Origin of the sequence: Streptomyces sp. NPDC020490 (genome assembly GCF_044335305.1) — a bacterium.
GTDB lineage: Bacteria > Actinomycetota > Actinomycetes > Streptomycetales > Streptomycetaceae > Streptomyces.
Map to the genome: position 1 here is coordinate 125,716 of NZ_JBIRUY010000015.1, position 22,811 is coordinate 148,526.

Consider the following 22,811-nt stretch of genomic DNA (forward strand, 5'->3'; position numbering starts at 1 on the left):
TGGGTCTCAGGTCAGTCCCAGCGCCGGCAGCACGGCGGCCTCCACGAACCGCACCAGGTAGTCCGGGTCGGCGTACTTGCCCTCCAGGACCGGGCGGACGCGCAGGACACCGAAGATCTGCGTCGGCACGAACTCCAGCGCCGGGTGGTCGGCGGCGATCTCACCCCGTTCGACGCCGCGCCGCAGGATCTCCCTGAGCGCGGTGATCTCCGGGTCGACGAGCGCCTCGCGCAGCGCCTGCTGCAGTTCCCGGTCCTGCGTGACGGCGTGGCCGAGCGCCTGGAGCAGCCGGGTGTCCTTGCCCGTCCAGTCCCCCGCGGCCCGCGCGGCCAGCCGCAGGTCCTCGGCGAGCGAACCGGAGTCGATGCCGGCGAAGCGCACCTTGCGGGACGAACGCAGCGCCGCCGCCACGAACTGCGGCTTGGTCTTCCACTGCCGATAGAGCGTGGACTTGCTGCAGCGGGTGCTCGCGGCGATGCCCTCCATGGTCACGGCGTCGTACCCGCACTCGCGGATCTGCTCGAGGACGGCGTCGTAGAACTCCCGCTCACGCTCCGGCGTGATCTTGGAGCGGCGCGAGGCGGCGACCGACTCCGGTCCCTCCGCGGCCTGCGACGTCATCTCTCTTCTCCTCGCTCGTGTCCGACGGCGGGGAATACCGCGGTCCGGTGTGGCGTATGTCTATCGATACGTCAGTGTACCGGTACAGCCACGTATCGGTACACTGCCGTATCGGTACACCAACGTATCGGTACACTGACGTATCGATACGTGGGCGTCCCGATGACGCACTGATGAGTTTCGGCCATGAGCCGAGTCTCCTCTCGCAAGCAGCACACACACCACGTCAGTGAAGGGGCCGGGGGATGGATGCGCGCACCGAGCCTGCACCGGCAGCGCCGGCGGCCGTGACACGGCCGCCGCTCGTCCGCGAGATCCTGCTCGTCGCGGGGCTCTTCCTCGTCTACAAGGCCGGCCGGCAACTGGCGGCCGGCCACACCGCCGAGGCCTACCGCAACGCGGACCGCGTGTGGGACCTGGAGCGGGCGGTCCACCTGCCCGGCGAGGGCGCCGTCCAGTCCCTGCTGCTGCACGGCGACGGCCTTCCCCAGATCGCGAACACCTACTACGCGACCGTGCACTTCCCCGCCACCGCGGCCTTCCTGGTCTGGCTCTACCTGCGGCGCCCCGCGCACTACGTCTGGGCCCGCCGCGTCCTGGCCGCGGTCACCGCGGCGGCCCTGGTGCTGCACCTCGGGTTTCCGCTCGCCCCGCCGCGCATGCTCGCGGCGACCGGCCTGGTCGACACCGGGCACGTGTACGGCCCCTCGGTGTACGGGCCGCCGCGCACCGACCACCTGTCGAACCAGTTCGCGGCGATGCCGTCGCTGCACTTCGGCTGGGCCCTGATGGTGGCGGTCGGCCTGATCCTGGTGACCCGGTCGCGCCTGCGATGGCTGTGGCTGCTGCATCCGCTGCTGACCCTGTTGGTGATAGTCGGCACGGCGAACCACTACTGGCTGGACGCGCTCGCGGCGACGGCGCTGCTCGGCGTCGCCCTCGCGGCGATCCGCCCGCCGCACCGGACGGCGACGACCGCCGGCGACGGGCGCGCGAGGCCCGTACCGGCCCAGGCGCCCGCCGCCGAGGACGCCAGGGACGCGGAGGACGCCAAGGACTTCAGCGACTTCAAGGGCTTCAAGGACGCCGGCGACCTCGAGGACGCCGGACACGCCGAGGACGCTCCCCTGGTCGGAGCGGGCCGATGAGCGCCGCCGTCCTCGCCCTCGTGCTGTCGCTGGTCTCCGCCGTCGCCTACGCGTCCGCCGCGGTGGCCCAGGAACGGCTGGCCTCCCGCCGCTCCGGGACGGCTGCCCTGCGGCTTCTGGGCTCGGGCGCCTGGTGGTGCTCGGTCGCGCTCAACGGGGCCGGCGCGCTGCTGCACGTCGTCGCCCTGCGGTACGGCCCGCTGACCGTGGTGCAGCCGCTCGGTGCGCTCACCCTGGTCGCGGCGGTGCCCCTCGGCGCGCGGATCGCCGGGCGGCGGGTCAGCGCGGCGGAGTGGCGGGGCACCGCCTTCACGCTGGCGGGCCTCGGCGCGATCCTCGTCGTGGCGTCCGGGCCCGCGCCCGACAACGTGCTGAGCGTGCCGCAGGCGCTGGCGGTGGCGGGGACGACGGCGGCGCTGATAGGGCTGCTGGCCCGGCCCGGCGCCCGGCCCGGCCTGCGGCACGCGACCGCGTCGGGCTTCGCCTCCGGGGTGGCCTCGGCGCTCACCCAGACCGTGACGGTGGCCGCGACCGGCGGGTCCGGCGCGCTGCCGGTCTGGCAGGTGGTCGGGTTGGCGCTGCTGGTGGCGGCGTTCGCGACGGGCGGGCTGCTGCTGTCGCAGACCGCCTACCGGGGCGGTCTGGGCGCCCCGCTCGCCGTGGTGACGCTGGCCAACCCGGTGGCCGCCGCGGTGATCGGGCTCCTCCTGCTCGGCGAGCGGCTGCAGGCCGGCCCGGCGGGCGTGCTCCTCGCCCTGGCGGGAGCGGGCCTCGCGTCCTGGGGCGTGCTGCTGCTCAGCCGTGCGACGCCCGGGGCCGCGGACGACGACCACCCGGTCGCGGCGGTGCTCGCACTGCAGCCGGAGACCGCCTCGGTGGAACCGGCACTGGTCCCCCGGCAACCGGAACGAGGACACCTCACACCCCTGTGACGGCTGTGCCGACCTCGGCCGGAGAGCCCGCCCCGCCTCCAGCTCGAGGCGCCGCCGACCGGGCCTTGCCCACGGACCGGACCTGCCCACGGACCGGGCCTCGGACCTTCAGACCGGGCCGCAGACCTTCAGACGGGGCCGAAAGCCACGGCCGGACCGAAAGCCGGCGTCCCGCCGGGCTTCACCGTCACCGCCACGCGCATGCCGACAGCTCTCCCGCGCTCGCCGGACCGCAGGCCCCGTCCCTACCGCCGTCGCCCGTTGTCCCGGCCGGGGACACGAGGGCATGGTGCCGCCGCGCGACCGTCCGGCGCGGCGACTGCACGCGCGACCGAGGGACACGGCAGACGCGAACCCGGCGGCGACGGCCGCACCGTGCCCGGAGACCGCCCCAGGCGGACCGGCGCCGGTGTCCCGGCGGACGAGGCCGGGACACCGTACGCCGTCACGGCCGGTCTCAGCCGAAACCGCGCGAGTCCTGCTTGAGCGCCGTGTCGACGGTGAGCGCCGTCGCGACGACGAGGCTCAGCAGCGGCTCGGGCAGCTGGTAGTGGATCTGCAGGACGTAGTTGTCCGCGGTCGTGAACATCGTCTTGGCGAGGCCCTCCCAGGTCTTGGTGATCCGGGCGACCTCGTTGTCGGCGTGGTCGACGATCGCGAAGTTCCAGGCGCGCCAGTTCTCCGCCTTGATCGCGCCGACCTTCTGGCCGTTCACGTTCATGGCGAAGTTGATCTTGCCGATCATGTTCTGCTGGACGATCTCACCGACCGGCGAGCCGTCCGGACGCGACACGATCACCCGCGACTTGAGGAACTTCGCGGGCCGGGTCAGCAGCAGCTGCGGCTGCCCGTAGGCGTCGCGGATCTCCAGCTTGTGGGTCATGAACTGGTCGAGGCTGGAGACGAAGCGCAGCACCTTCTTCAGCGCGCTCTGTCCGACCTGGGTGACCGAGCCGATCTGGTTGCCGTTCTGATCCATGACCTTGTACTCGTTGGTCAGCTCGATCAGCTTGGCCTTCTGGTTGACCACCAGGACCGGCTCGGTGAACAGGGTGCCGCCGCCGGGGCCGCCCGCGGCGACACCGGCCTGCTGCTGCACCTGACGCTGTACGCGGGGGTCGGGACCCGCGGCCTGCTGGGGCACCTGGTGAGGCGCCTGCTGGGGCACCTGCTGGGGCACCTGCTGGACGGCCGGGGCCTGTTGGGCGCCCTGGTCCGGGCTGGTGTGCTGGGTCCACTGGGCGCCGTCCCAGTAACGGAGCGTCTGGGGCGCTCCGTGCGGATCCGGATACCAGCCTGCAGGAGTGTTCGAATGCGTGGTCACCGGGGCACACTATCCCGTCGGTACCGGCACCTGGCCAGCCCCGCCGACGCCGTATTCATCACCCTTTACTCCACGATGACGGCCGGTCACCCGGCGATGACGGCAGGGTCACCGACCCCGGGACACCCGTTCTCGACATGTCCGGCGAATCACCGCAAGAACGGCGAAGCCGGACTCGGTAACCGGCACCTGTTGCCGGCGGCGCTCGAGTACCGGCCCGGCAAACGGGAGTCACTGGGCGCCGTCGAAGCGGGCGGCGCGGGGCACGAACGTCGTGTCGCCGTCCCGGCCCGTCGCCAGCGCCGAGACGTACCAGGTGCCCTTGTCCAGCCCGGCCACCTGCCGTTCGGTGAGCTCGAGCGTGTAGGTGCAGCGGGCGGTCTCGTCCGAGGACCTCCGGCACGTGGCGCTCTCCGCCGAGCGCAGCTCCGCCTCGGTCGGGTCGAGCTTCGAACCGGCGGGCCAGGCGAGGACCTTCAGGCGCCGTACGCCGGAGTCGTCGCCGACGTCCACGGTGTGACTGAACGAGCCCGCGCCGCCGTCGGACGGGGCCGTGTAGCGGACGGCGCCGTTCTCCAGGGTCGGCTCCGTGGGGGCCGGGGCGAGGGCGAGACCGCCGGCGGCCGGCCCGCCGAGGGCGACGGCGCCGTTGACGGAGGCGAGCAGAATGCGCTTGGGCATGGGAGATCCCCCGTGAGTTCGCAGAACGCGTAGGTGAGTTCGTAGGTGAGTTCGTAGGTGAGTTCGTAGGGCGCTCCGGCACACGGAAGGGGGCGCCGGGCTGCTGCACGCCGGGGCGACGACCGTCCTCGGCACCGCGGGCGGCGCGCCGGCGCTGTTCACGGTGGCGAGCGAACGCGACGCCTGCACCTCCGTGTTGAGCGTGGTGGCGCTCGCCGTCCGGCAACTCCTTCAGGCAACACCCTGCACGGGCTGCGGGAGCGCGACGGCCTCGACCTGGTCCTGACCGCGGTGCTGTACGCCGCCGCGTGCGACGCCGGCCTGCTCCGGCGGCGGACCCGTCGGGCGCGCGCCGCGGCCGAACTGCTGCTGAAGCGGGCCGAGTCCGAGCGGCACCGGACGCCGGCCGCCGAACGGCGCCGGATGGAGCGGGAGTTGCACGACGTCAGCGCCCACCATCTGACGGCCGTGGTGGTCACCGCGGGCGCGGCCCTGGGCCTGCGCGAACGACGCCCGGGACTGGTCCGGGAGGCACTGGACTTCGCGGTCGAGACCGGCCGCAAGGTCACCCGCCCGCTCGGCGCGGTACGGGCGCCGGCCCCCTCCCACGAGGACGGTCCGCGACGCGTCCAAGGAGTCCGTCCCGTGACCGGTACCGCTTCCGGCCGATCCCTGCCCCGTCGGCCGCACGACGCCTTCGGCGTCGTCGGCCTCGTCCACCTTCTCGGCTGTGCCGCCCTGCTTCTCGGCTGGGCCGCCCCGCTGGTGTGGGCGTTCGCGGTGAGCGTGACCGACGACTCGGGTGAGTCCATGACGGCCGTCATCCCCTTCCTCGCCACCGCCCCGGCGAGTCTGGTGCTGCTCGTCCTCCCGGACGGCGCCGCGATGCTGGTCGCGGCCGTCGTCTTCGGAGCGCTGGTCAACGCCGCGGTCATCGGCTGGTGCGCCCGCGCGCTGAGCCGCGGCGACCGCCCGGGCTCCGCGCCCTGACAGCCGGGCGGGCCGGCGCCGCCTGCCGGACCCGTCCCGCCCCGGCGCGCGGTCCGGGGAGTATGCCGATACAACGGATGTGTCCGCACGAACGGCGGACGTGTCCGCACAGTCGACCGTGCCGGGGAGGACGTCCGGTGCCCCCTGCCGAGCCCGAGCCGTCGCCGCGCGGCCACCGGAGCCTTCCGCACACCGGCGATCTGCGCGTGGAGGCGTGGGCGCCGACCCGCGAGGAGTGCATCGCCGAGGCGGTGCGCGGTGTGGTGGGCAGCTTCGCCGACCTGCCCGCCGCCGCCCCCGGCGTCACCCGGGAGTGCGCGGTGCCGGCCGAGGACGACGCGCACCTGCTGGCCGCCGTGCTCGAGGAGGTCGTCTACCGCATGGACACGGCGGGTGAGCTTCCCGCGGAGGTCGTCGTCGTACCGGCCCGGAACGGGGTGCGTGTGCGTTTCACGATGATCGACAGCCGGGCGGCCGCGCAGACCGGGGCCGTGCCCAAGGCCGTCGCCCTGCACGGGCTCTCGCTGGCCCAGGGGTCGCACGGGTGGGCCTGCCGTGTGACGTTGGATGTGTGACGCCCGCCCCGGTGTCCGGCACCGGGACGAAAACGCCGAGGAACGGCACCGACATGGACATCGAACTGACCGCGGAGGGCCCCTGGCGGTTCCGGATCGAACGGACCGGTGCCATGCGGGTCCCCGGCGTCGTCTGCGCCCCGCGCGAACTGCTGCCCGCCGAACCCCATGACCAGGCGTTGCAGCAGGTGGCCAACGTGGCCACGCTCCCCGGCATCGTGCGTGCCTCGTACGCCATGCCCGACATCCACTGGGGCTACGGCTTCCCGATCGGCGGTGTGGCCGCCACCGACATCGCCTCCGGCGGCGTCGTCTCGCCCGGCGGAGTGGGCTTCGACATCTCCTGCGGGGTGCGCCTGCTCGCCGCGGGCGTGAGCCGCTCCGTCCTGCTGCCCCGGCTGCCCGACCTGATGGACCGGCTGGACCCGCTCATCCCGCGCGGCCTCGGCCGCGGGGGCCTGTGGCAGCCGGCCGACCGGACGCAGTTGCACGAGGTGCTGCGCGGTGGCGCCCGGTACGCGGTCGAGCGGGGCCACGGCGTGCGGCGCGACCTGGAGCGGTGCGAGGACCGCGGCGCCGTGGACGACGCCGATGTCACCCAGGTGAGCGAGCGCGCCCTGGAACGCGGCGCCGGGCAGGTGGGCAGCCTGGGCTCGGCCAATCACTTCCTGGAGATCCAGACCGTCGACGCGGTGTACGACGAGACGTGCGCGCGTGCCTTCGAGCTGCGCCCGGGCCAGGTGTACGTGATGATCCACTGCGGCTCGCGCGGGCTGGGCCACCAGATCTGCACCGACCACGTACGGACGATGGACGCGGTGATGCGCCGCTACGGCATCGAGGTGCCCGATCCGCAGCTGGCCTGCGCGCCCGTGGACTCGCCCGAGGGCCGCGCCTACCTGGGCGCGATGGCCGCGGCCGCCAACTACGCCCACGCCAACCGCCACCTGCTGGCCGACGCCACCCGCAAGGTGTTCCGCGAGGTCACCGGCGAGGGCCTGGACCTGATCTACGACGTCTCGCACAACCTGGCCAAGCTGGAGACCCACCCGGCCGACGGGGGGCGGCGGCTGCTGTGCGTGCACCGCAAGGGCGCCACCCGCGCCCTGCCGCCGGGCCACCCCGGCCTGCCCGAGCCCCTGCGCCCCTTCGGCCAGCCGGTGTTCGTGCCCGGCACGATGGGCACCGCCTCGTACGTCATGACCGGCGTCCCCGGCAACGACGCGTTCGACTCCTGCTGCCACGGCGCGGGCCGCCTCTGGAGCCGGCACCGCGCGGTGCGCGAGGTCACCGTCCGGCAGTTGCGCGGCGAGCTGGCGGGTGCGGGGGTCGCGGTCCGGCCGGCCTCCTGGCGCAGCGTCGCCGAGGAGGCGCCCGAGGCGTACAAGGACGTCGACGCGGTCGTCCGGGCGGGCGAGCACAACGGGCTGGGCCGGCTGGTCGCGCGCCTGGTGCCGCTGGGCGTGCTGAAGGGCTGAGGCCCTGGCCGGAACGGCGGCCGGTGGCGACGGTCGCGGCCGCGTGGCCGTCCGGACGTGGACGGACAGGCCGGAGCGGCGGCCGGTGGCGGCGGTCGCGGCCGCGTGGCCGTCCGGACGTGGACGGACGGGCCGGAGCGGGCGGACCGGAGCGGGCGGACCGGAGCGGGCGGACCGGAGCGGACGGGCCGGTCCCGGGCGGGGCAGGGTGTGCCCGCGTACGCTGGAGAGTGGGCGTGCCGGTCCCGGGCGCCGATGGCGGCCCCGGGGGAAGGGGTGAGCCGTTCGACACCCCTGACACGCGCTCTCCCCGGCGCCGACGGCGTCGGAGAGACGGACAACAGGCGGAGGGAGCACCCCATGCGCGCACACGTCGGAGACTGGATCGTGGTGGAGTCCCTGCATCTGGGCGGGCAGCGCCGCCGGGGACAGATCGTGCGCCTCGAGCATCCGGACGGCACACCGCCGTACGTCGTGCGCTGGACGGACGACGGCCGGGAGACCGTCTTCTTCCCCGGCCCCGAGGCCCACCTCGAATTCGTGGGCGAACACACCGCACGCGGGCACGTTTCCCACGAAGCGTGACTCGTGACTCGACCGGATCGGATCGGCCGGCAGCGCCGGAGAACGCGGCGTGCTGCCGTGCGGCGCTGCGGCTGCCGACCGGTTCGCTCCGCCCTAGCATGGAGCCCATAGGGCAGGGAGAGCGGCCGCCGAGCGGGCCCCGTGCCGCGCATCCGCGGCGCCGCCGGACAGGGGCCGCCGTACCCCGCCACCTCTGAACGAGCCGACTGCCGACCGCGCCCGCCGCTCACGCGAAGGCGTCACCACAGGAAGGCGTCCGGAATCGAAGGCGCCCCCACGTGCAGGCGTCGCCGTACCGCCCGGCGCACGGCAGCCATGGACAGGCCGGAAGGGAAGACCATGCCCGCCACTCACCATCCCGACTTCGAGCACGCCATCCACACCGCGAACATCTGGCTGAAAGCGGTGTCGGAAGCGCTGGGAACCGACGACCGCCACCTCGCCCACCGGGTCCTGCGCACCTGGCTGCACACGCTCCGCGACCGGGTCACCGTCGATGTCGCCGCCCACTTCGCCGCCCAGCTCCCGGAACTGCTGCGGGGCGCCTACTACGACGGCTGGGACCCGAGCATCGTGCCGATCAAGTACGACCGCGAGGGCTACGTCAACCGCTTCGTCCAGGAGGCCAAGGTCGCCGCCGAGGACGTGCCCCGGATCGTCCCCGCGGTCACGGCCGTGGTGCGCAAGCACGTTTCCACCGGGCACCTGGAGGCGGTCCTGGAACAACTCCCGCACGACATCCGCGCGCTGTTCCTCCAGCCCGCGGGCTGACCGCCGACGCGGGAGGCCGCCCAGGACGGTGCCGCCCAGGACGGTGCGGTGCCCGAGTCGCCCGGCGCGGTGGAGGCGCGCAGCATGGAGTTGACCCGTTTGCCGTCGTTTCGCGGAGGTGAACCGCGATGACCCTGCCCGTACACCACCAGCATGGCCGGCTCCTGGAACGTTCCTTCCCCACCCTGGGCTGGAGCGAGCCGATCGCCGCCGAGTTCGGTGACCTCTTCGAGCGGATGAACCGCTTCCTGGAGGCCGCCGGCGCCGCGCCCGCCGCCACGGTCTTCTCCCCGCCGGCCGATCTGCGGGAGACCGACGACGCCTACTTCGTCGAGGCGGAACTGCCCGGCATCGAGCGTGAGGACATCGACGTCGAGCTCAGCGAGCGGGAACTGTGCATCGCCGGCGAGTACAAGGAGCAGGAGCGTGAAGGTGTGCTGCGGCGCAGCACCCGGCGCACGGGGCGCTTCGAGTACCGGGTTCTGCTGCCGTCCGACGTCAAGGAGGAGGAGGTCACCGCGACGCTGGCCGACGGGGTGCTGACGGTCGTCGTCCCCAAGTCCCAGGGGACCAGGTCCAAGCACATCGAGATCACCCAGGCCTGACACACAGACGCCTGCGGTCGTGGACGGGTGGCCCCGCCCACGACCGCAGGCTTTTCGTTCCCTGGAACCCGACAGCGCGCCTGACCGGCCTGTCAGCGCGGTCGAGGACAGCTCCCTTAGAAAGGAGGTGATCCAGCCGCACCTTCCGGTACGGCTACCTTGTTACGACTTCGTCGCAATCGCCAGTCCCACCTTCGACGGATCCCTCCCCTTACGGGTTGGGCCACCGGCTTCTGGCATTACCGACTTTCGCGACGTGACGGGCGGTGTGTACAAGGCCCGGGAACGTATTCACCGCAGCAATGCTGATCTGCGATTACTAGCGACTCCTGCTTCACGGGGTCGGGTTGCAGACCCCGATCCGAACTGAGACCGACTTTGGGGATTCGCTCCACCTCGCGGTGTCGCAGCCCATTGTACCGACCATTGTAGCACGTGTGCAGCCCGAGACATAAGGGGCATGATGACTTGACGTCGTCCCCACCTTCCTCCGGGTCGACCCCGGCGGTCTCCCGTGAGTCCCCAGCACCCGAAAGGGCCTGCTGGTAACGCGGGACAGGGGTTGCGCTCGTTGCGGGACTCAACCCAACATCTCACGACACGAGCTGACGACAGCCATGCACCACCTGTGCCGGACGCCCGAAGGCACCTTCCGTCTCCGGAAGATTTCCCGGCATGTCAAGCCTCGGTAAGGTTCTTCGCGTTGCATCGAATTGAGCCACATGCTCCGCCGCTTGTGCGGGCCCCCGTCAATTCCTTTGAGTTTTAGCCTTGCGGCCGTACTCCCCAGGCGGGGCACTTAATGCGTTGACTGCGGCACGGACGGAATGGCTACCGCCCACACCTAGTGCCCATCGTTTACGGCGTGGACTACCAGGGTATCTAATCCTGTTCGCTCCCCACGCTTTCGCTCCTCAGCGTCAGGAGAGGCCCAGCAAGCCGCCTTCGCCTGCGGTGTTCCTCCCGATATCTGCGCATTCCACCGCTCCACCGGGAATTCCACTTGCCTCTGCCTTCCTCGAGCCTGTCCGTATCGGCTGCGGTTCCGGAGTTGAGCCCCGGGATTGCACAGCCGACGTGACGGGCCGCCTACGAGCTCTTTACGCCCAGTAATTCCGGACAACGCTTGCACCCCACGTATTACCGCGGCTGCTGGCACGTGGTTTGCCGGTGCTTCTTCTGCGGGTGACGTCACCCGAAGGCTTCTTCCCCGCTGAAAGAGGTTTACAACCCGAAGGCCGTCGTCCCTCACGCGGCGTCGCTGCATCAGGCTTGCGCCCATTGTGCAAGATTCCCCACTGCTGCCTCCCGCAGGAGTCTGGGCCGTATCTCAGTCCCAGTGTGGCCGTTCGCCCTCTCAGGCCGGCTACCCGTCGTCGCCTCGGTGGGCCGTCGCCCCACCGACAAGCTGATGGGCCGCGGGCCCCTCCCGGGCCGGAAACCCTTTCCACCCCCATGGATGCCCGTGGAGGTCATATCCGGTATCAGCCCTGGTTTCCCGGGGTTGTTCCGGAGCCCGGGGCAGGTTGCCCACGTGTTACTCACCCGTTCGCCACTGATCCGCCCCGAAGGGCTTCACCGTTCGACTTGCATGTGTTAGGCACGCCGCCAGCGTTCGTCCTGAGCCAGGATCAAACTCTCCGTGAATGCCTCGACGAGATCATTTCGACCTCGACGCGGACAACGGCGCTGGCTTCGGCACGCTGTCGAGTTCTCAAGGAACCCGGGATCTCGACCGGACCGCTTCGTGTTCCACCGGAATACTGACAGCCCGCCCGCTCCCTCATCCACTACAACCGAATGATGGGCGAGGATATTCCCCGCGCACGTGCCGGACGGAGCGGGCGACCGAATTCAGGACGCCGCGTGGGTGACCGGAACCATGTGGTCGGCGAACCAGTCACGGGCCAGCTCGGTGACCTTTTCCAAAGCGCCTGGTTCCTCGAAGAGGTGAGTGGCGCCGGGGACGACCGCGAGCCGGTTCTCGCAGTGCAGCCGGGACTGCGCGTCGCGGTTCAGGTCGAGGACCAGCTCGTCGTGGCCTCCGACGATCAGCAGCGTGGGCGCCGTCACCGCGGGCAGCCGCGGCCCGGCCAGGTCGGGCCTGCCGCCCCGGGAAACGACCGCCGCGATCCGCGCGCCGGGCTCACCGGCCGCCCACAGCGCGGCGGCGGCGCCGGTGCTGGCCCCGAAGTAGCCGACGGCCAGCCCCTCGCACTCGGGCTGCCCGCGCAGCCAGCCGGTGGCGTCCGCCAGACGCTGCGCCAGCAGGCCGGTGTCGAAGACGTTGGCCCGGTTGATCTCCTCCCGCTCGGTGAGCAGGTCGAACAGCAGGGTGCCCAGCCCGGCCCGGTTCAGCCCGGCCGCGACGAAACGGTTGCGCGGGCTGTGCCGGCTGCTGCCGCTGCCGTGCGCGAACAGCACCACTCCGCTCGCGCCGTCGGGCACCGTCAGCTGCCCGCGCAGCACCGCCCCGCCGGCCTGGACGTCCGCCTCCCGGTCCTCGGGCACGGCGTGATGATGCGGCTCGGTGTGGCGCGTGCTCACCGGGTGGTCGGCCGCCTCTTCCAGGCAGGCGACGACCTCGTCGTCGTCGGTCTGGGAGAAGTCGGCGTAGAACTCGCCGATCGCGAAGAAGCTCCTGGGGGTGTACGGGCACACCAGCTCGTCGGCGTCGTCGCCGAGCCGGGCGGTCCAGTCGTGCGGCGCCACGGGGACCGCCAGCACGATCCGTGCGGCCCCGCGGGCGCGGGCGATCTGGCAGGCCGCGCGCGCCGTCGACCCGGTGGCGACCCCGTCGTCGACCACCACCACCGTGCGGCCCCGGAGGTCGGCCGGCTCCCGTCCGCCCCGGTAGTGCCGGGCACGGCTCTGCAGCACCTCCCGCTCATGGGCCTCGACCCGGGCCAGCTCTTCGGCGGTGACCCTCCCCATGCGCACCACGTCATCGTTGATCACGCGTACGCCGCCCTCGCCGATCGCTCCCATTCCCAGCTCCGGCTGGAACGGCACGCCCAGCTTGCGCACCAGGCACACGTCCAGCGGCGCGCCCAGCGCCCCGGCCACCTCCGCTGCGACCGGAACCCCGCCCCGGGGCAGGCCCAGCACCACCACCCCAGCGTCCTTGAGGTGGGCCAGCCGGGCGGCCAGCCGCCGACCGGCATCACGACGATCCAGATAGAACACGATGCGACCTCCTCGTCCCCCCGGAGGAACACGGCGGGCGACGGCCCGCACGCCGCACTTCCATCCTCACCCCGGCGCTGAACGGATGCGCGCCCGAGTCAGACCACGCCCTCCCCGGCGCGGTGCGGGACGACGACGACCGGGCAGGTCGCACGGCGCATCAGCGACCGGCTCACCGAGCCGAGCAGCAGCCCGGAGAATCCGCCGAGGCCGCGGCTGCCCACGACCAGTTGCACAGCGCCCTGGGCCGCGTCGCCGAGCACACCCGCCGGGTGGCCGCGGACCACCTCGTGCCGGAGCTCGACATCCGGATACTTCTCCCGCCAGCCCGCCGTCGACTCCGCCAGCACCCGCCGCACCTCGTCCTCGGCGTCCTCCAGAGCCAGATCCCGGAGATACTGCGGCTCCCAGGCGGCGACGGCGATCAGCCGGGCACCGCGGAAGGCGGCCTCCTCGAAGGCGAACCGCACCGCCTCCCTCGACACGCCCGAACCGTCCACACCCACCACCATCCGCGGCGGAGCCTGGGGTACGGACTCCGGCCCGCCCACCACGACGACCGGGCAGGCCGCCTGCGCGACCAGCGACGGCCCCAGCGAGTCGCGGCTGACCAGATCCCGCACGATGCCACGGTGCCGCGAGCCGATCACCACCATGACGCTTCCCGGCGCGAGCGCCCGCAGGGCGTCCACCGCGGAGCCGTCGGCCGGCTCGCACACCACGGTGAGTCCCGGATGCCGCGCGACGGCGGCCTCGCGTGCCTCCTCCAGCAGCGCCGCGACCGCGGCAGGCGCCGCCGGACCCCCCGGCGCCGGAACCGGACCGGGGGCGGCGCGGCCGCTCTCCGGCGCGGACGCGTCGACGGCGAGCACCACGTGCAGCGGCAGGCCGCGCAGCGCCGCCTCGTCGGCCGCCCAGGCCAGCACCGGCCCGGCGCCGGACGTGGCGTCCACCCCGGCGACGACCGCCCCCCGCGCCTGCGACGTGGTCATGTTGTGCGTTCCTGTCAGCGCGATGCACCGCCGTCGTTCGGGTCCCATGGACGAGCTCGGGCCGGGAAGGATGATCGCCGGCGACGAGCCATGCTACGGCTCAGGCGGGGAAGCCGTACCGTCCGCGCAGGCGGACGAAGCGGGCGGGCGTGAGGACCCGTCGGCGTTCCAGGTCCTTCGCGGTGCGCCGGAAGGCCACCACCCGGTCCCGGCCGCCCGGCCCGATGGGCTGTACGAGGCGGCCGCCGACGCGCAGTTGCCCGGCCAGCGGCGCGGCGACCTCCGGGAAGGCGGCGGACACGATGATGGCGTCGTAGGGGGCGCGCTCCGGCACGCCGCCGCTGCCGTCCCCGACGCGCAGCTCGACGTTCCGGATGCCCTGCCGGGCCAGGTTGTCGCCGGCCTGCCGCGAGAGGTCCGGCCACAGCTCGATGCTCACGACGTCGGCGGCCAGCCGGGCGAGCAGCGCGGTCTGGAAGCCCAGGCCGGTGCCGATCTCGAGGACGTGCTCGTCCCCGCTCAGGTCGAGGCCCTCGATCATCGTCGCCGACAGCGAGGGCTGCGTGGTCACCTGTTCGTGCCCGATCGGAACGGGTGCGTCCGCATAGGCCCGCGTACGGTGGCCGGCGGGGACGAACGCCGCTCGGGGCGTCGCCCGTACGGCCTCCAGCAGGCGTTCGTCGGTGATGCCGACCGCTCGGACGGCCCTCACGAGGTCCTCGGGTGGAGGGGCGGTTTCCGTCATGTTCTCCGCTTTCCGTGCGATGGCCGGTGTTCCCGTGCGACGGCCGGTGCCGATGGCCCGCCACCGCGGCCGCGCATCCCCCCGTCGGCGCCCCGGCGGTGTGACCACCGGATCCAGGTACCCCCACAGCCCGTCCGACGTCCCGGGCCGCGGTCGCCGGCCGGCGCGGCGCGGGTCATCGTCCGCCACCCCGCCCGGGGGCGTTCATCAGCCAGTTCACCGTACGGCTGACGTCCGAGAGCGAGACGATTCCGACGAGCCTGCCGTCCGCCACGACCAGGACCCGGTTCTCGGCGCCCCGTTCCATGCGGGGCAGCAGGTCCGCCAGCGCGCTGTCCGGCCCGGTCACGACGGTCCGCGACAGCGGCACCATCACCTCCCGCACCGGTACGGCCGCGGCTCCGGCCTGCGCCACCTTTCTGGCCTCGTCGAGGGTGACCAGCCCGACCGGGGCCCCGCCGTCGGTCACGGGGAACGCCGAGTGCCGGTAGCGGTAGCGCGCGTCGGCGAGGAAGTCCGCGACCGTGGTGTCCGCGGAGACCGTCAGGGGTTCGGGGGTCATGACGTCCCGCACGGGGACGCCGGCCAGCAGGCCGCGCAGCTGGGCCTGCCGTCCCTCGGCGGTGGCCGTCGCGATGAGGAACCAGCCGATCAGCGCCAGCCACAGGCCGCCGAACACCCCCCGCGCCATGAACACGATCAGCCCGAACATGACGAGCAGCCACCCGAAACCCTTGCCCGCCGCGGTCGCGCCGGCCGTCGCCCGCAGCCGGTCTCCCGTGCGCCACCACAGGAACGCGCGCAGCAGCCGGCCGCCGTCCAGCGGGGCGGCGGGCACCGCGTTGAAGACGGCGAGCAGCACGTTGATGCCCGCCAGCCAGGCCGCCATCTCCACCACGATCACGGACACGGACGCCAGGTCCAGCAGCCAGGCCACGAGCGCGAAGAACCCTCCCAGCAGGAGGCTGACGAGGGGGCCGACGCCGGCGATCCTGAGCTCCGCGCCCGGCGTGGACGCCTCGGTCCTGAGCCGGGCCACCCCGCCCAGCAGCCACAGCACGATGTCGTCCACCTCGACCCCGTTGCGCCGGGCCACGACGGCGTGCGCCACCTCGTGCGCGAGCAGGGAGGCGAAGAAGACCACGGCGGTGCACAGGCCCGCCGCCCAGTACACCACCCAGGAACGCCCCGGATGCGCCACCGGCAGACGGCCCTGCGCCAGACCGAGCGCGACGATGGCGAAGATACCGAGGACGCTCCAGTGCACGCCGACGCGTACGCCGGCGATCCGTCCCAGAACGAACGTCGCCCGCACCCCTCCAGTAGACCCTCCGGCCGGCGGCTTCGCGCGCCGACTGGCGGCCCGGACGGGCCGCTTCCTAGACTTGACCCGTGGTCCGGCCCAACGAGGAGGTCGAGGCGCTCCTTCAGGAGTACGCGGACCTCATCGCCATCACCGGAGGCGACCCGTTCAAGGCGCGCGCCTACGAGAAGGCCGCCCGCGCGATCGGGGGCCATCCCGCCGACGTCTCCCACCTGGACGCCGCGGGCCTGAAGGAGATCCCGGGCGTGGGCAAGTCGATCGCCGAGAAGGTCGTCGAGTACTTCCGCACCGGCAAGGTCTCGGTGGTCGAGGAGCGGCGGGCCAGGATTCCCGCGGGGGTGCGGCAGCTCATCACCATCCCGACCCTCGGTCCGAAGAAGGCGCTGGCGCTCTACGAGGACCTGCACATCTCCTCGGTGAGCGAACTGACCGACGCCATCGAGGCGGAGAAGCTGCGCGACCTGAAGGGCTTCGGGGAGAAGACCGAGGAGAACATCCTGCACGGCATCGCCCTCATGCGGCAGGCGGGAGGGCGGATCCCGCTGGGCACCGCCATGGAGTCGGCCGAGGACATCGTCGCCGGACTCTCCCGGATCACCGGCTGCGAGGACTGCGCCTACGCCGGATCGCTGCGCCGCATGAAGGAGACCGTCGGCGACATCGACATCCTCGTCGCCGCCGGCCGGTCGGCCCCCTTCATGGACGCCCTGACCGAACTGCCCTCCACCGCCGAGGTCATCGCGCACGGCGAGAAGAAGACCTCGGTCCGCACCGTCCTCGGCGTCCAGGTCGACCTGCGGGTGGTACGGCCCGACGCCTGGGGTGCCGGTCTGCAGTACTTCACCGGCTCCAAGGGCCACAACATCCGCACCCGCACGATCGCCGTCCACCTGGGGCTGAAGCTCTCCGAGTACGGCCTGTTCGAGACCGACGGCGGAAAACGGGTCGCCTCCCGCACCGAGGACGAGGTGTACGCCAGGCTCGGCCTGCCGTGGATCCCGCCCACACTGCGCGAGGACCGGGGGGAGATCGAAGCCGGGCTGCGCGGCGAACTCCCCGAGGTGGTGACGGAGGCCGACATCAAGGGCGACCTGCACACCCACACCGACCTCACCGACGGGCTCGCCTCCCTGGAGGACATGGTGGCGGCGGCGGCCGGGCGGGGCTACGCGTACTACGCGGTCACCGACCACGCGCCGGACCTGTACATGCAGCGCATGACCGACGAGAAGATCCTCGCCCAGCGCGAGCGGGTGCGCTCCCTGGACGGCGGACACCACGGCATGCGGCTGCTGCACGGCACCGAACTCAACATCGGCCCGGAGGGAGACGTCGACTGGCCCGACGAGTTCCTCCGCGGCTTCGACATCCGCGTGGCCTCGGTGCACTCCCACTTCAGCCTCGGCCGCAAGGCGATGACCCGGCGGATCGTACGCGCCTGCGAGAACCCGTACGTCAACGTCATCGGCCACCCCACCACCCGCCTGATCGGCAAGCGGCCGGGTATCGACGCCGACCTCGACGAGGTGTTCGCCGCCTGCGCCCGCACCGGCACGGCCCTGGAGATCAACGCCCAGCCCGACCGCCTCGACCTCGGCGACGAGGACATCCTCCGGGCCAGGGACCACGGGGCGAAGTTCGCCGTCGACACCGACGCCCACTCGATCCCCCAGCTCGCCTACCTCCGCTACGGCGTCGGCACCGCGCAGCGCGGATGGCTCACCCCCGACGACGTGATCAACACGTGGCCGCTGCGACGCCTGCGCCGGTTCCTGCGCAAGGACCGGGACTGACGCGGGGTGCGAACCGTCCCGCGGGTCCGCATGCGCCGCGGAGGGGATTGGGGTACTCCTCGAAGGAGAGAACGGAGGCCGCCGCCATGCACGCAGTCGTCACCGTGGGCCTCGACGGCTCACCCGAGAGCCTTGCCGCGGCCCGCTGGGCCGCCGACGAGGCCCAGAAGCGGGGGCTCACCCTGCGCCTGTTGCACGCGTGGCCGCTGCTGGTGCCGGAGCCGACCGACGTGCCCTCGGAAGTCGACCAGAACTACTGGGCCAGGCGTCTGGTGCACACCGTCCGGGCGGAACTCCAGATGCGCCACCCGGGCCTGACCATCGTCCCGGAGCTGGTCGCCGACGACGCGCAGAGCGCCCTGCTCCGAGCGGCGTCGGAGTCGGAGATGCTCGTGCTCGCCTCCCGCGGCCTGGCGCCCGTCGAGAGCTACTTCCTCGGCGACGTCAGCATGCCGGTCGTGGCACGGGCCGAGCGGCCGGTCGTGATGGTCCGCGCCGAAGCCCCGGAAGGAGAGCCGCGGCCGACGCCCACGAGCCGCGTGGTCGTGGCCCTCAAACTGCACGGATCCTCCGACGACCTGCTCGACTTCGCCTTCCACACGGCCGCGGCCAGGGGCGTGCCGCTGCAGGCCGTGCACGGCCGGAGCGTGCCGCTGCACGCGCGCGTGCCCTGGGGCGTGGACCACAACATCAGCGAGGAGATCACCCGGGAGGCGCAGCAGCAGCTCAGCAAAGCACTGCGCCCCTGGCGTGAGAAGTACCCGCAGGTGGAAGTGGACGACAGCGTCCGTCTGGCGAGCCCGCCCAAGGCCGTCGTCCGGGCCGCCGAAGGGGCCGCGCTGCTGGTCGTCGGCCGGCGCAGGCACCGTCCCGGCCTGGTGCCCCACCTGGGTCCGGTGACGCAGGCCGCCCTTCACCACGGGCGCTGCTCCGTGGCCGTCGTCCCGCACGACTGATCCGGGCGTCCCGCATCACGACTTCGCGACCGGGCTACGGCTCTCCGCGCCACATTCTGGAGTCGCCGCCCAGCCACTCGACCAGTTCCTCGTCGTCGATCCCCCGGTGCGATTCCCGCAGGCCGGCCCGGCGCAGGAACTCCAGGACGTCGAGCAGGTGATAGGCCGTACCGGCCGGTTCACCGTGGATCGTCACCATTCTCCCGCCACCGGGTCCCGGCGGATGCACAACCACAGGCGCGTGTTCGGACACCGTTCCAGCCTGAACCCGGCCGCGGCGGGCCGCAATTCGGTTCGCGGGGCCGCCGCCCGGGGTGACCGCGCGTGTCGCGGCGGCCGGTTTCCGACGTTGTACTGGTAGGAGAGCGCTGCCGAGCGAGGGGAGCAGCCATGCCGTCGTCCGACGTCTTCCGTCCCGCGAAGCCGGAGACGGTCTTCGACCGGGACGCCGAGTGGAACGCGCTCGTCGCGTTCGCCTGCGACGACCGGCCCGGAGCCGGTCTCGGTGTGGTGACCGGACGGCTCCGGCAGGGCAAGACCTACCTCCTGGAGGCACTCGCCGGAGCGCTGGGCGGCTTCTGTTTCGGCGCGCAGCAGGCTGCCCGGGCGGAGTCCCTCCGCCGTCTCGGCGACGAACTCGCCCGGCACACGGGCAGCGGGCCGGCCCGGGGAACCGGCTGGGAGGAAGCCGTCGAGGCGGTGCTCGCGCTGGGCGACCGGCGGGCGGTGCCGGTCGTGCTCGACGAGTTCCCCGAGCTGGTACGGCAGAGCCCGGAACTGCCTTCCGTCATCCACACCGCCTACCGGCGGCTGCGCGACACGGGCCGGGACAACCGCACCCGCCTGCTGCTGAGCGGCAGCTCCCTGCCGGTGATGCACCGGCTGTTCGGCGCGGCCTCACCGCTGCGCGGGCTGGCCGATCTGGAACTCACCCTGCGCCCGCTGGACTTCCGGCAGGCCGCGCGGTTCTGGGGCATCGACCACCCCCGGCTCGCGCTGCTGGTCCACGCCGTCGTCGGCGGCACCCCCGCCTACCGGCGCTACGCCGGCGACGACGCCCCCGGCGGGCCGGACGACTTCGACGCCTGGGTGTGCCGGACGGTCCTCAACCCCGGCACTCCCCTGTTCCTGGAGGCGCATCACCTGATGCAGGAGGAGACCGACCACTGGGACCGTGCGCTGTGCCACTCCGCGCTCGCCGCCATCGCCTCGGGCTGCCGTACCCAGGGCGAGATCGCGGAACGTCTCGGCACGCCGCTCACCGACGCGTCGCACTGTCTCACGCTGCTGCGGTCGAGCGGTCTGCTGTATGGCGAACCCGACGCCTTCCGGCCGAACCTGGTCCGGCTGCGCATCGCGGAGCCGCTGCTCGCCTTCGAACACGGGTCTGTCTGGCCGCATCGTCAGGCGCTGGAACAGCAGGACGCCGGCGAGGTCTGGCGGCGCGCACGTCCCGTCTTCGACTCCGCCGTGGCGGGCCCCCATTTCGCGCGGATCTGCCGGGAGTGGGCGCTGGACTTCGCCGACCCGGCCGTCTTCGGCGGGCACCCCGCGAGCGCGGCCCATGGCTCGCTCCCGGACCCGGAACGCCGGGCCGGCCGGGACGTGGAGGCGGAGGTCGTCGTACGCGGCCGGGCCGACGGCCGCCTCGCGCCCCTGCTGTCGGTGGGCGTGGCCCGCTGGGACGAGGTCATGGACACCCCCCACCTGGAGCACCTGCGTCACCTGCTCGGTCTGCTCGCCGCCCGCGGCGAGGACGTCACCCGCACCCGGCCCGCCTGCTACAGCGGCGTCGGCTTCACCCCCGCGCTCCGCGCGGCCGAAGCCGACGGGCAGGTGGTCCTCGTCGACCCCGACCGGCTGTACCGGGGGCGATAGCGTGGCAGCCGACCCGCGCCCCGGCGCCGTTCCCGGGACTGCGCCGCTCCCCCGTGCCGAGGTGTGCGAGACCCACACCGCGGTCCTGTTCTTCGTCGGGGACCGCGCCTACAAGGTCAAGAAGCCGGTCGACCTGGAGTTCCTGGACTACTCCACGGTGGCCGCCCGGCGGGCCGGCTGCGAGCGGGAGGTCGCCCTCAACCGCCGCTTCGCCCCGGACGTCTATCTGGGCCTGGGCGAGTTCCGCGGCCCGGACACGGACGTGTCCGAGCCCCTGGTCGTGATGCGCCGCATGCCCGCGGGCCGGCGCCTGTCCCGGCTGGTGCGGGAAGGCGCGCCCGTCGACGACGCGCTGCGGGCCGTCGCCCGGCTGCTCGCCGCCCGTCACGCGAACGCGCCCCGCAGGCCCGAGGTGGACCGGCAGGGGACGCGGGAGGCGCTGTCGGCGCGCTGGGAGGCGAGTTTCGCCCAGGTACGGGCGATGTCCGGCGACGGCACCGTGCCGGACGGCGTGGCGGAGACCGAGCGGCTGGTGCGCCGCTACCTCGTCGGCCGCGGGCAGCTGTTCGACGCGCGCATCGCGCAGGGGCGGATCGTCGACGGCCACGGAGACCTGCTGGCCGAGGACATCTTCTGCCTCGACGACGGCCCCCGCGTCCTGGACTGCCTTGAGTTCGACGACACCCTCCGTTACGTCGACGGCCTCGACGACGCCGCCTTCCTGGCCATGGACCTGGAACAGCTCGGCGCCGCGGACGCCGCCGCGTTCTTCCTCGCCGCGTACGGCGAGTACTCGGGAGACCCGGCGCCGCCCTCGCTGCGGCACCACTACGTCGCCTACCGCGCCTTCGTCCGCGCCAAGGTCTCGCTGATCCAGGCGCGCCAGGGCGCACCCGGCGCCGGGACGGCGGCGCACCGGCTGATCGCGGCCGCCCTGCGCCATCTGCGCGCCTCCGTCGTCGGGGTGACCCTCGTCGGCGGGCTCCCGGGCAGCGGGAAGTCCACGCTCTCCGGCGCGCTCGCCGACCGGCTCGGCGTCACCCTGCTCAGCAGTGACCGCCTCCGCAAGGAGCTGGCCGGCATCCCGGTGGAGCAGTCCGCGGCGGCCGCCTACGGCGAGGGCCTGTACACACCCGAGTGGACCGCCAGGACGTACGCGGCCCTGCTCGATCGCGCGTCGGCCCTGCTGTCCCGCGGTGAGTCCGTCGTCCTGGACGCCACCTGGCACGACGCGGGACAGCGCGAAGCCGCCCTGCGCATGGCCGAACGCGCCCACGCCGACCTGGTGGCCCTGCACTGCCAGGTGCCGGGCGCGATGTCGGCGGCCCGCCTGGCCACCCGCACCTCCGGGGCCTCCGACGCCGACGCCGGCGTGGCGACCGCGATGGCGGCCGCGGAACGGCCGTGGCCGAGGGCCGTCACGGTCGACACGAGCGGCTCCCTGGAGGCCGCGGTCGCCCGGGCGCTGGCCGCCGTCCGCCCGCACGACGCCGACCGGACCCCGGTCTTCCGCGCCCCCTCGGGGGAACCCTCCTGAGCAGCCGCCGGGCGGGCGGTGTGTGCGGGCGGTCAGGGAATCGCCGTGCCGCGCCGCGCCCGTCGGGGCGGGAGCCCGGGCAGCGTCGTCGGCGGGGCCGGCGGGTGGGTGCCGGCGGGTTCGCCCCGCTCCGCCCGGCCGGCGAGGGCCGCGACGATGTCGGCCGCCGTCAGCACCCCGGCCAGTCGTCCGTCCTCCGCCAGCACCGGCAGGGCGTCGGCGTCGGCGCAGCTCATGACGTCGGCCGCGTGGCGTACGGTCTGCCCCGCGTGCACGAGCGCCGGTCTGTGGCGGGGCAGGAGTTCGTCCACGCGCCGGCCGGACAGCGAGGCGGCCGGCGCCGCACAGGCGACCGCCACGTCGGCCCGGTCCAGCAGGCCGGTGCAGCGGCCGTCCGGACGTACGACCGGGAGGTGACGGGTGCCGGACCGCTCCAGCAGCTCCCAGGCGACGAGAACGGTCTCGTCGCCGGCGACGGTGACCGCGGCGGGGCGCATCACGTCGGCGACCGTCCGGGCCAGCACCTCCCGCTCGTCGGGGGCCGCCCGTGACTGCTGTTCCATGGCCGCCTCCTTCCCCGGTGTACGTGACCGAGTACCCGCGGGGCGCGGCACGGATCGCCTCCGGCGGGGGCGGGAACCGTTCCGTTCCCCCGGGTGAGTGCGGCCCGTGAGTGCGGCCCTGACCATG

The 22,811-nt window shown here is 73.1% G+C and carries 21 protein-coding genes and 1 rRNA gene; 12 read left to right on the top strand and 10 right to left on the bottom strand.

The window, feature by feature from the left end; genetic code table 11:
• Positions 1-6: 6 nt before the first annotated feature.
• Positions 7-621 (bottom strand): TetR/AcrR family transcriptional regulator, encoded by a 615-nt coding sequence (locus tag ACH4ZX_RS17940; protein WP_398273142.1) that lies wholly within the window; start codon positions 619-621, stop codon positions 7-9.
• A 245-nt stretch (positions 622-866) separates the two neighbouring features.
• On the opposite strand from ACH4ZX_RS17940, the gene ACH4ZX_RS17945 reads away from it, so the two are divergent.
• Together ACH4ZX_RS17945 and ACH4ZX_RS17950 are read left to right on the top strand one after the other, a co-directional pair.
• Positions 867-1,769: a phosphatase PAP2 family protein gene (locus ACH4ZX_RS17945; protein WP_398273144.1), complete on the top strand. Its 903-nt coding sequence runs from the start codon at positions 867-869 to the stop codon at positions 1,767-1,769.
• Positions 1,766-2,701: a hypothetical protein gene (locus ACH4ZX_RS17950; protein ID WP_398273146.1), complete on the top strand. Its 936-nt coding sequence runs from the start codon at positions 1,766-1,768 to the stop codon at positions 2,699-2,701. Before ACH4ZX_RS17945 ends, ACH4ZX_RS17950 begins: the two co-directional genes overlap by 4 nt.
• A 457-nt stretch (positions 2,702-3,158) precedes the next feature.
• On the opposite strand, the gene ACH4ZX_RS17955 is transcribed toward ACH4ZX_RS17950, so the two are convergent.
• Positions 3,159-4,025, bottom strand: coding sequence for a phospholipid scramblase-related protein (locus ACH4ZX_RS17955; RefSeq protein ID WP_398273148.1), 867 nt, complete (start codon positions 4,023-4,025; stop codon positions 3,159-3,161).
• Between the two features lie 231 nt (positions 4,026-4,256).
• Positions 4,257-4,706, bottom strand: coding sequence for a DUF5707 domain-containing protein (locus ACH4ZX_RS17960; protein ID WP_398273150.1), 450 nt, complete (start codon positions 4,704-4,706; stop codon positions 4,257-4,259).
• A 291-nt stretch (positions 4,707-4,997) separates the two neighbouring features.
• Here ACH4ZX_RS17960 and ACH4ZX_RS17965 point away from each other — a divergent pair, with 291 nt between their 5' ends.
• From ACH4ZX_RS17965 to ACH4ZX_RS17990, 6 genes are all read left to right on the top strand, one after another.
• Complete coding sequence (locus ACH4ZX_RS17965; protein ID WP_398273152.1) at positions 4,998-5,696, top strand: histidine kinase dimerization/phosphoacceptor domain-containing protein; 699 nt, start codon at positions 4,998-5,000, stop codon at positions 5,694-5,696.
• Between the two features lie 137 nt (positions 5,697-5,833).
• Entirely contained in the window at positions 5,834-6,271 is a 438-nt protein-coding gene (locus tag ACH4ZX_RS17970; protein ID WP_398273154.1) for an archease, read from the top strand.
• 53 nt (positions 6,272-6,324) lie between these two features.
• Positions 6,325-7,749, top strand: coding sequence for an RtcB family protein (locus tag ACH4ZX_RS17975; RefSeq protein ID WP_398273156.1), 1,425 nt, complete (start codon positions 6,325-6,327; stop codon positions 7,747-7,749).
• A 360-nt stretch (positions 7,750-8,109) separates the two neighbouring features.
• A complete protein-coding gene (locus ACH4ZX_RS17980; RefSeq protein WP_324790343.1) occupies positions 8,110-8,334 on the top strand; it encodes a DUF1918 domain-containing protein in 225 nt (74 codons plus the stop codon).
• A 339-nt stretch (positions 8,335-8,673) separates the two neighbouring features.
• Positions 8,674-9,105 (top strand): DUF2267 domain-containing protein, encoded by a 432-nt coding sequence (locus tag ACH4ZX_RS17985; protein WP_398273158.1) that lies wholly within the window; start codon positions 8,674-8,676, stop codon positions 9,103-9,105.
• Positions 9,106-9,233: 128 nt separating this feature from the next.
• Complete coding sequence (locus ACH4ZX_RS17990) at positions 9,234-9,710, top strand: Hsp20/alpha crystallin family protein (protein ID WP_398273160.1); 477 nt, start codon at positions 9,234-9,236, stop codon at positions 9,708-9,710.
• Positions 9,711-9,830: 120 nt separating this feature from the next.
• On the opposite strand, the gene ACH4ZX_RS17995 is transcribed toward ACH4ZX_RS17990, so the two are convergent.
• From ACH4ZX_RS17995 to ACH4ZX_RS18015, 5 genes are all read right to left on the bottom strand, one after another.
• Positions 9,831-11,357, bottom strand: a 16S ribosomal RNA gene (locus tag ACH4ZX_RS17995).
• A 207-nt stretch (positions 11,358-11,564) separates the two neighbouring features.
• Positions 11,565-12,896, bottom strand: coding sequence for a phosphoribosyltransferase family protein (locus tag ACH4ZX_RS18000; RefSeq protein ID WP_398273162.1), 1,332 nt, complete (start codon positions 12,894-12,896; stop codon positions 11,565-11,567).
• A 98-nt stretch (positions 12,897-12,994) separates the two neighbouring features.
• On the bottom strand, positions 12,995-13,888 hold the full coding sequence (locus tag ACH4ZX_RS18005; protein WP_398273164.1) for a universal stress protein: 894 nt from the start codon (positions 13,886-13,888) through the stop codon (positions 12,995-12,997).
• A gap of 100 nt (positions 13,889-13,988) precedes the next feature.
• On the bottom strand, positions 13,989-14,633 hold the full coding sequence (locus ACH4ZX_RS18010; RefSeq protein ID WP_398273166.1) for a protein-L-isoaspartate(D-aspartate) O-methyltransferase: 645 nt from the start codon (positions 14,631-14,633) through the stop codon (positions 13,989-13,991).
• 175 nt (positions 14,634-14,808) lie between these two features.
• Positions 14,809-15,948: a site-2 protease family protein gene (locus ACH4ZX_RS18015; RefSeq protein WP_398273168.1), complete on the bottom strand. Its 1,140-nt coding sequence runs from the start codon at positions 15,946-15,948 to the stop codon at positions 14,809-14,811.
• A 77-nt stretch (positions 15,949-16,025) separates the two neighbouring features.
• On the opposite strand from ACH4ZX_RS18015, the gene polX reads away from it, so the two are divergent.
• The gene (polX, locus tag ACH4ZX_RS18020; RefSeq protein WP_398273170.1) at positions 16,026-17,750 is read left to right on the top strand and encodes a DNA polymerase/3'-5' exonuclease PolX; all 1,725 of its coding nucleotides are present in this window, start codon (positions 16,026-16,028) and stop codon (positions 17,748-17,750) included.
• A gap of 86 nt (positions 17,751-17,836) precedes the next feature.
• A complete protein-coding gene (locus tag ACH4ZX_RS18025) occupies positions 17,837-18,706 on the top strand; it encodes a universal stress protein (protein ID WP_398273172.1) in 870 nt (289 codons plus the stop codon).
• Positions 18,707-18,740: 34 nt separating this feature from the next.
• Here the strand turns inward: ACH4ZX_RS18025 and ACH4ZX_RS18030 are convergent, their stop codons facing one another.
• Positions 18,741-18,905, bottom strand: coding sequence for a hypothetical protein (locus ACH4ZX_RS18030; protein ID WP_360752848.1), 165 nt, complete (start codon positions 18,903-18,905; stop codon positions 18,741-18,743).
• A gap of 191 nt (positions 18,906-19,096) precedes the next feature.
• Between ACH4ZX_RS18030 and ACH4ZX_RS18035 the strand changes: the two genes are divergently transcribed.
• Entirely contained in the window at positions 19,097-20,584 is a 1,488-nt protein-coding gene (locus ACH4ZX_RS18035) for an ATP-binding protein (RefSeq protein WP_398273174.1), read from the top strand.
• A 61-nt stretch (positions 20,585-20,645) separates the two neighbouring features.
• A complete protein-coding gene (locus ACH4ZX_RS18040) occupies positions 20,646-22,121 on the top strand; it encodes an AAA family ATPase (RefSeq protein ID WP_398273176.1) in 1,476 nt (491 codons plus the stop codon).
• 32 nt (positions 22,122-22,153) lie between these two features.
• On the opposite strand, the gene ACH4ZX_RS18045 is transcribed toward ACH4ZX_RS18040, so the two are convergent.
• Positions 22,154-22,684 (bottom strand): HPP family protein, encoded by a 531-nt coding sequence (locus tag ACH4ZX_RS18045; RefSeq protein WP_398273178.1) that lies wholly within the window; start codon positions 22,682-22,684, stop codon positions 22,154-22,156.
• Between the last annotated feature and the right edge of the window lie 127 nt (positions 22,685-22,811).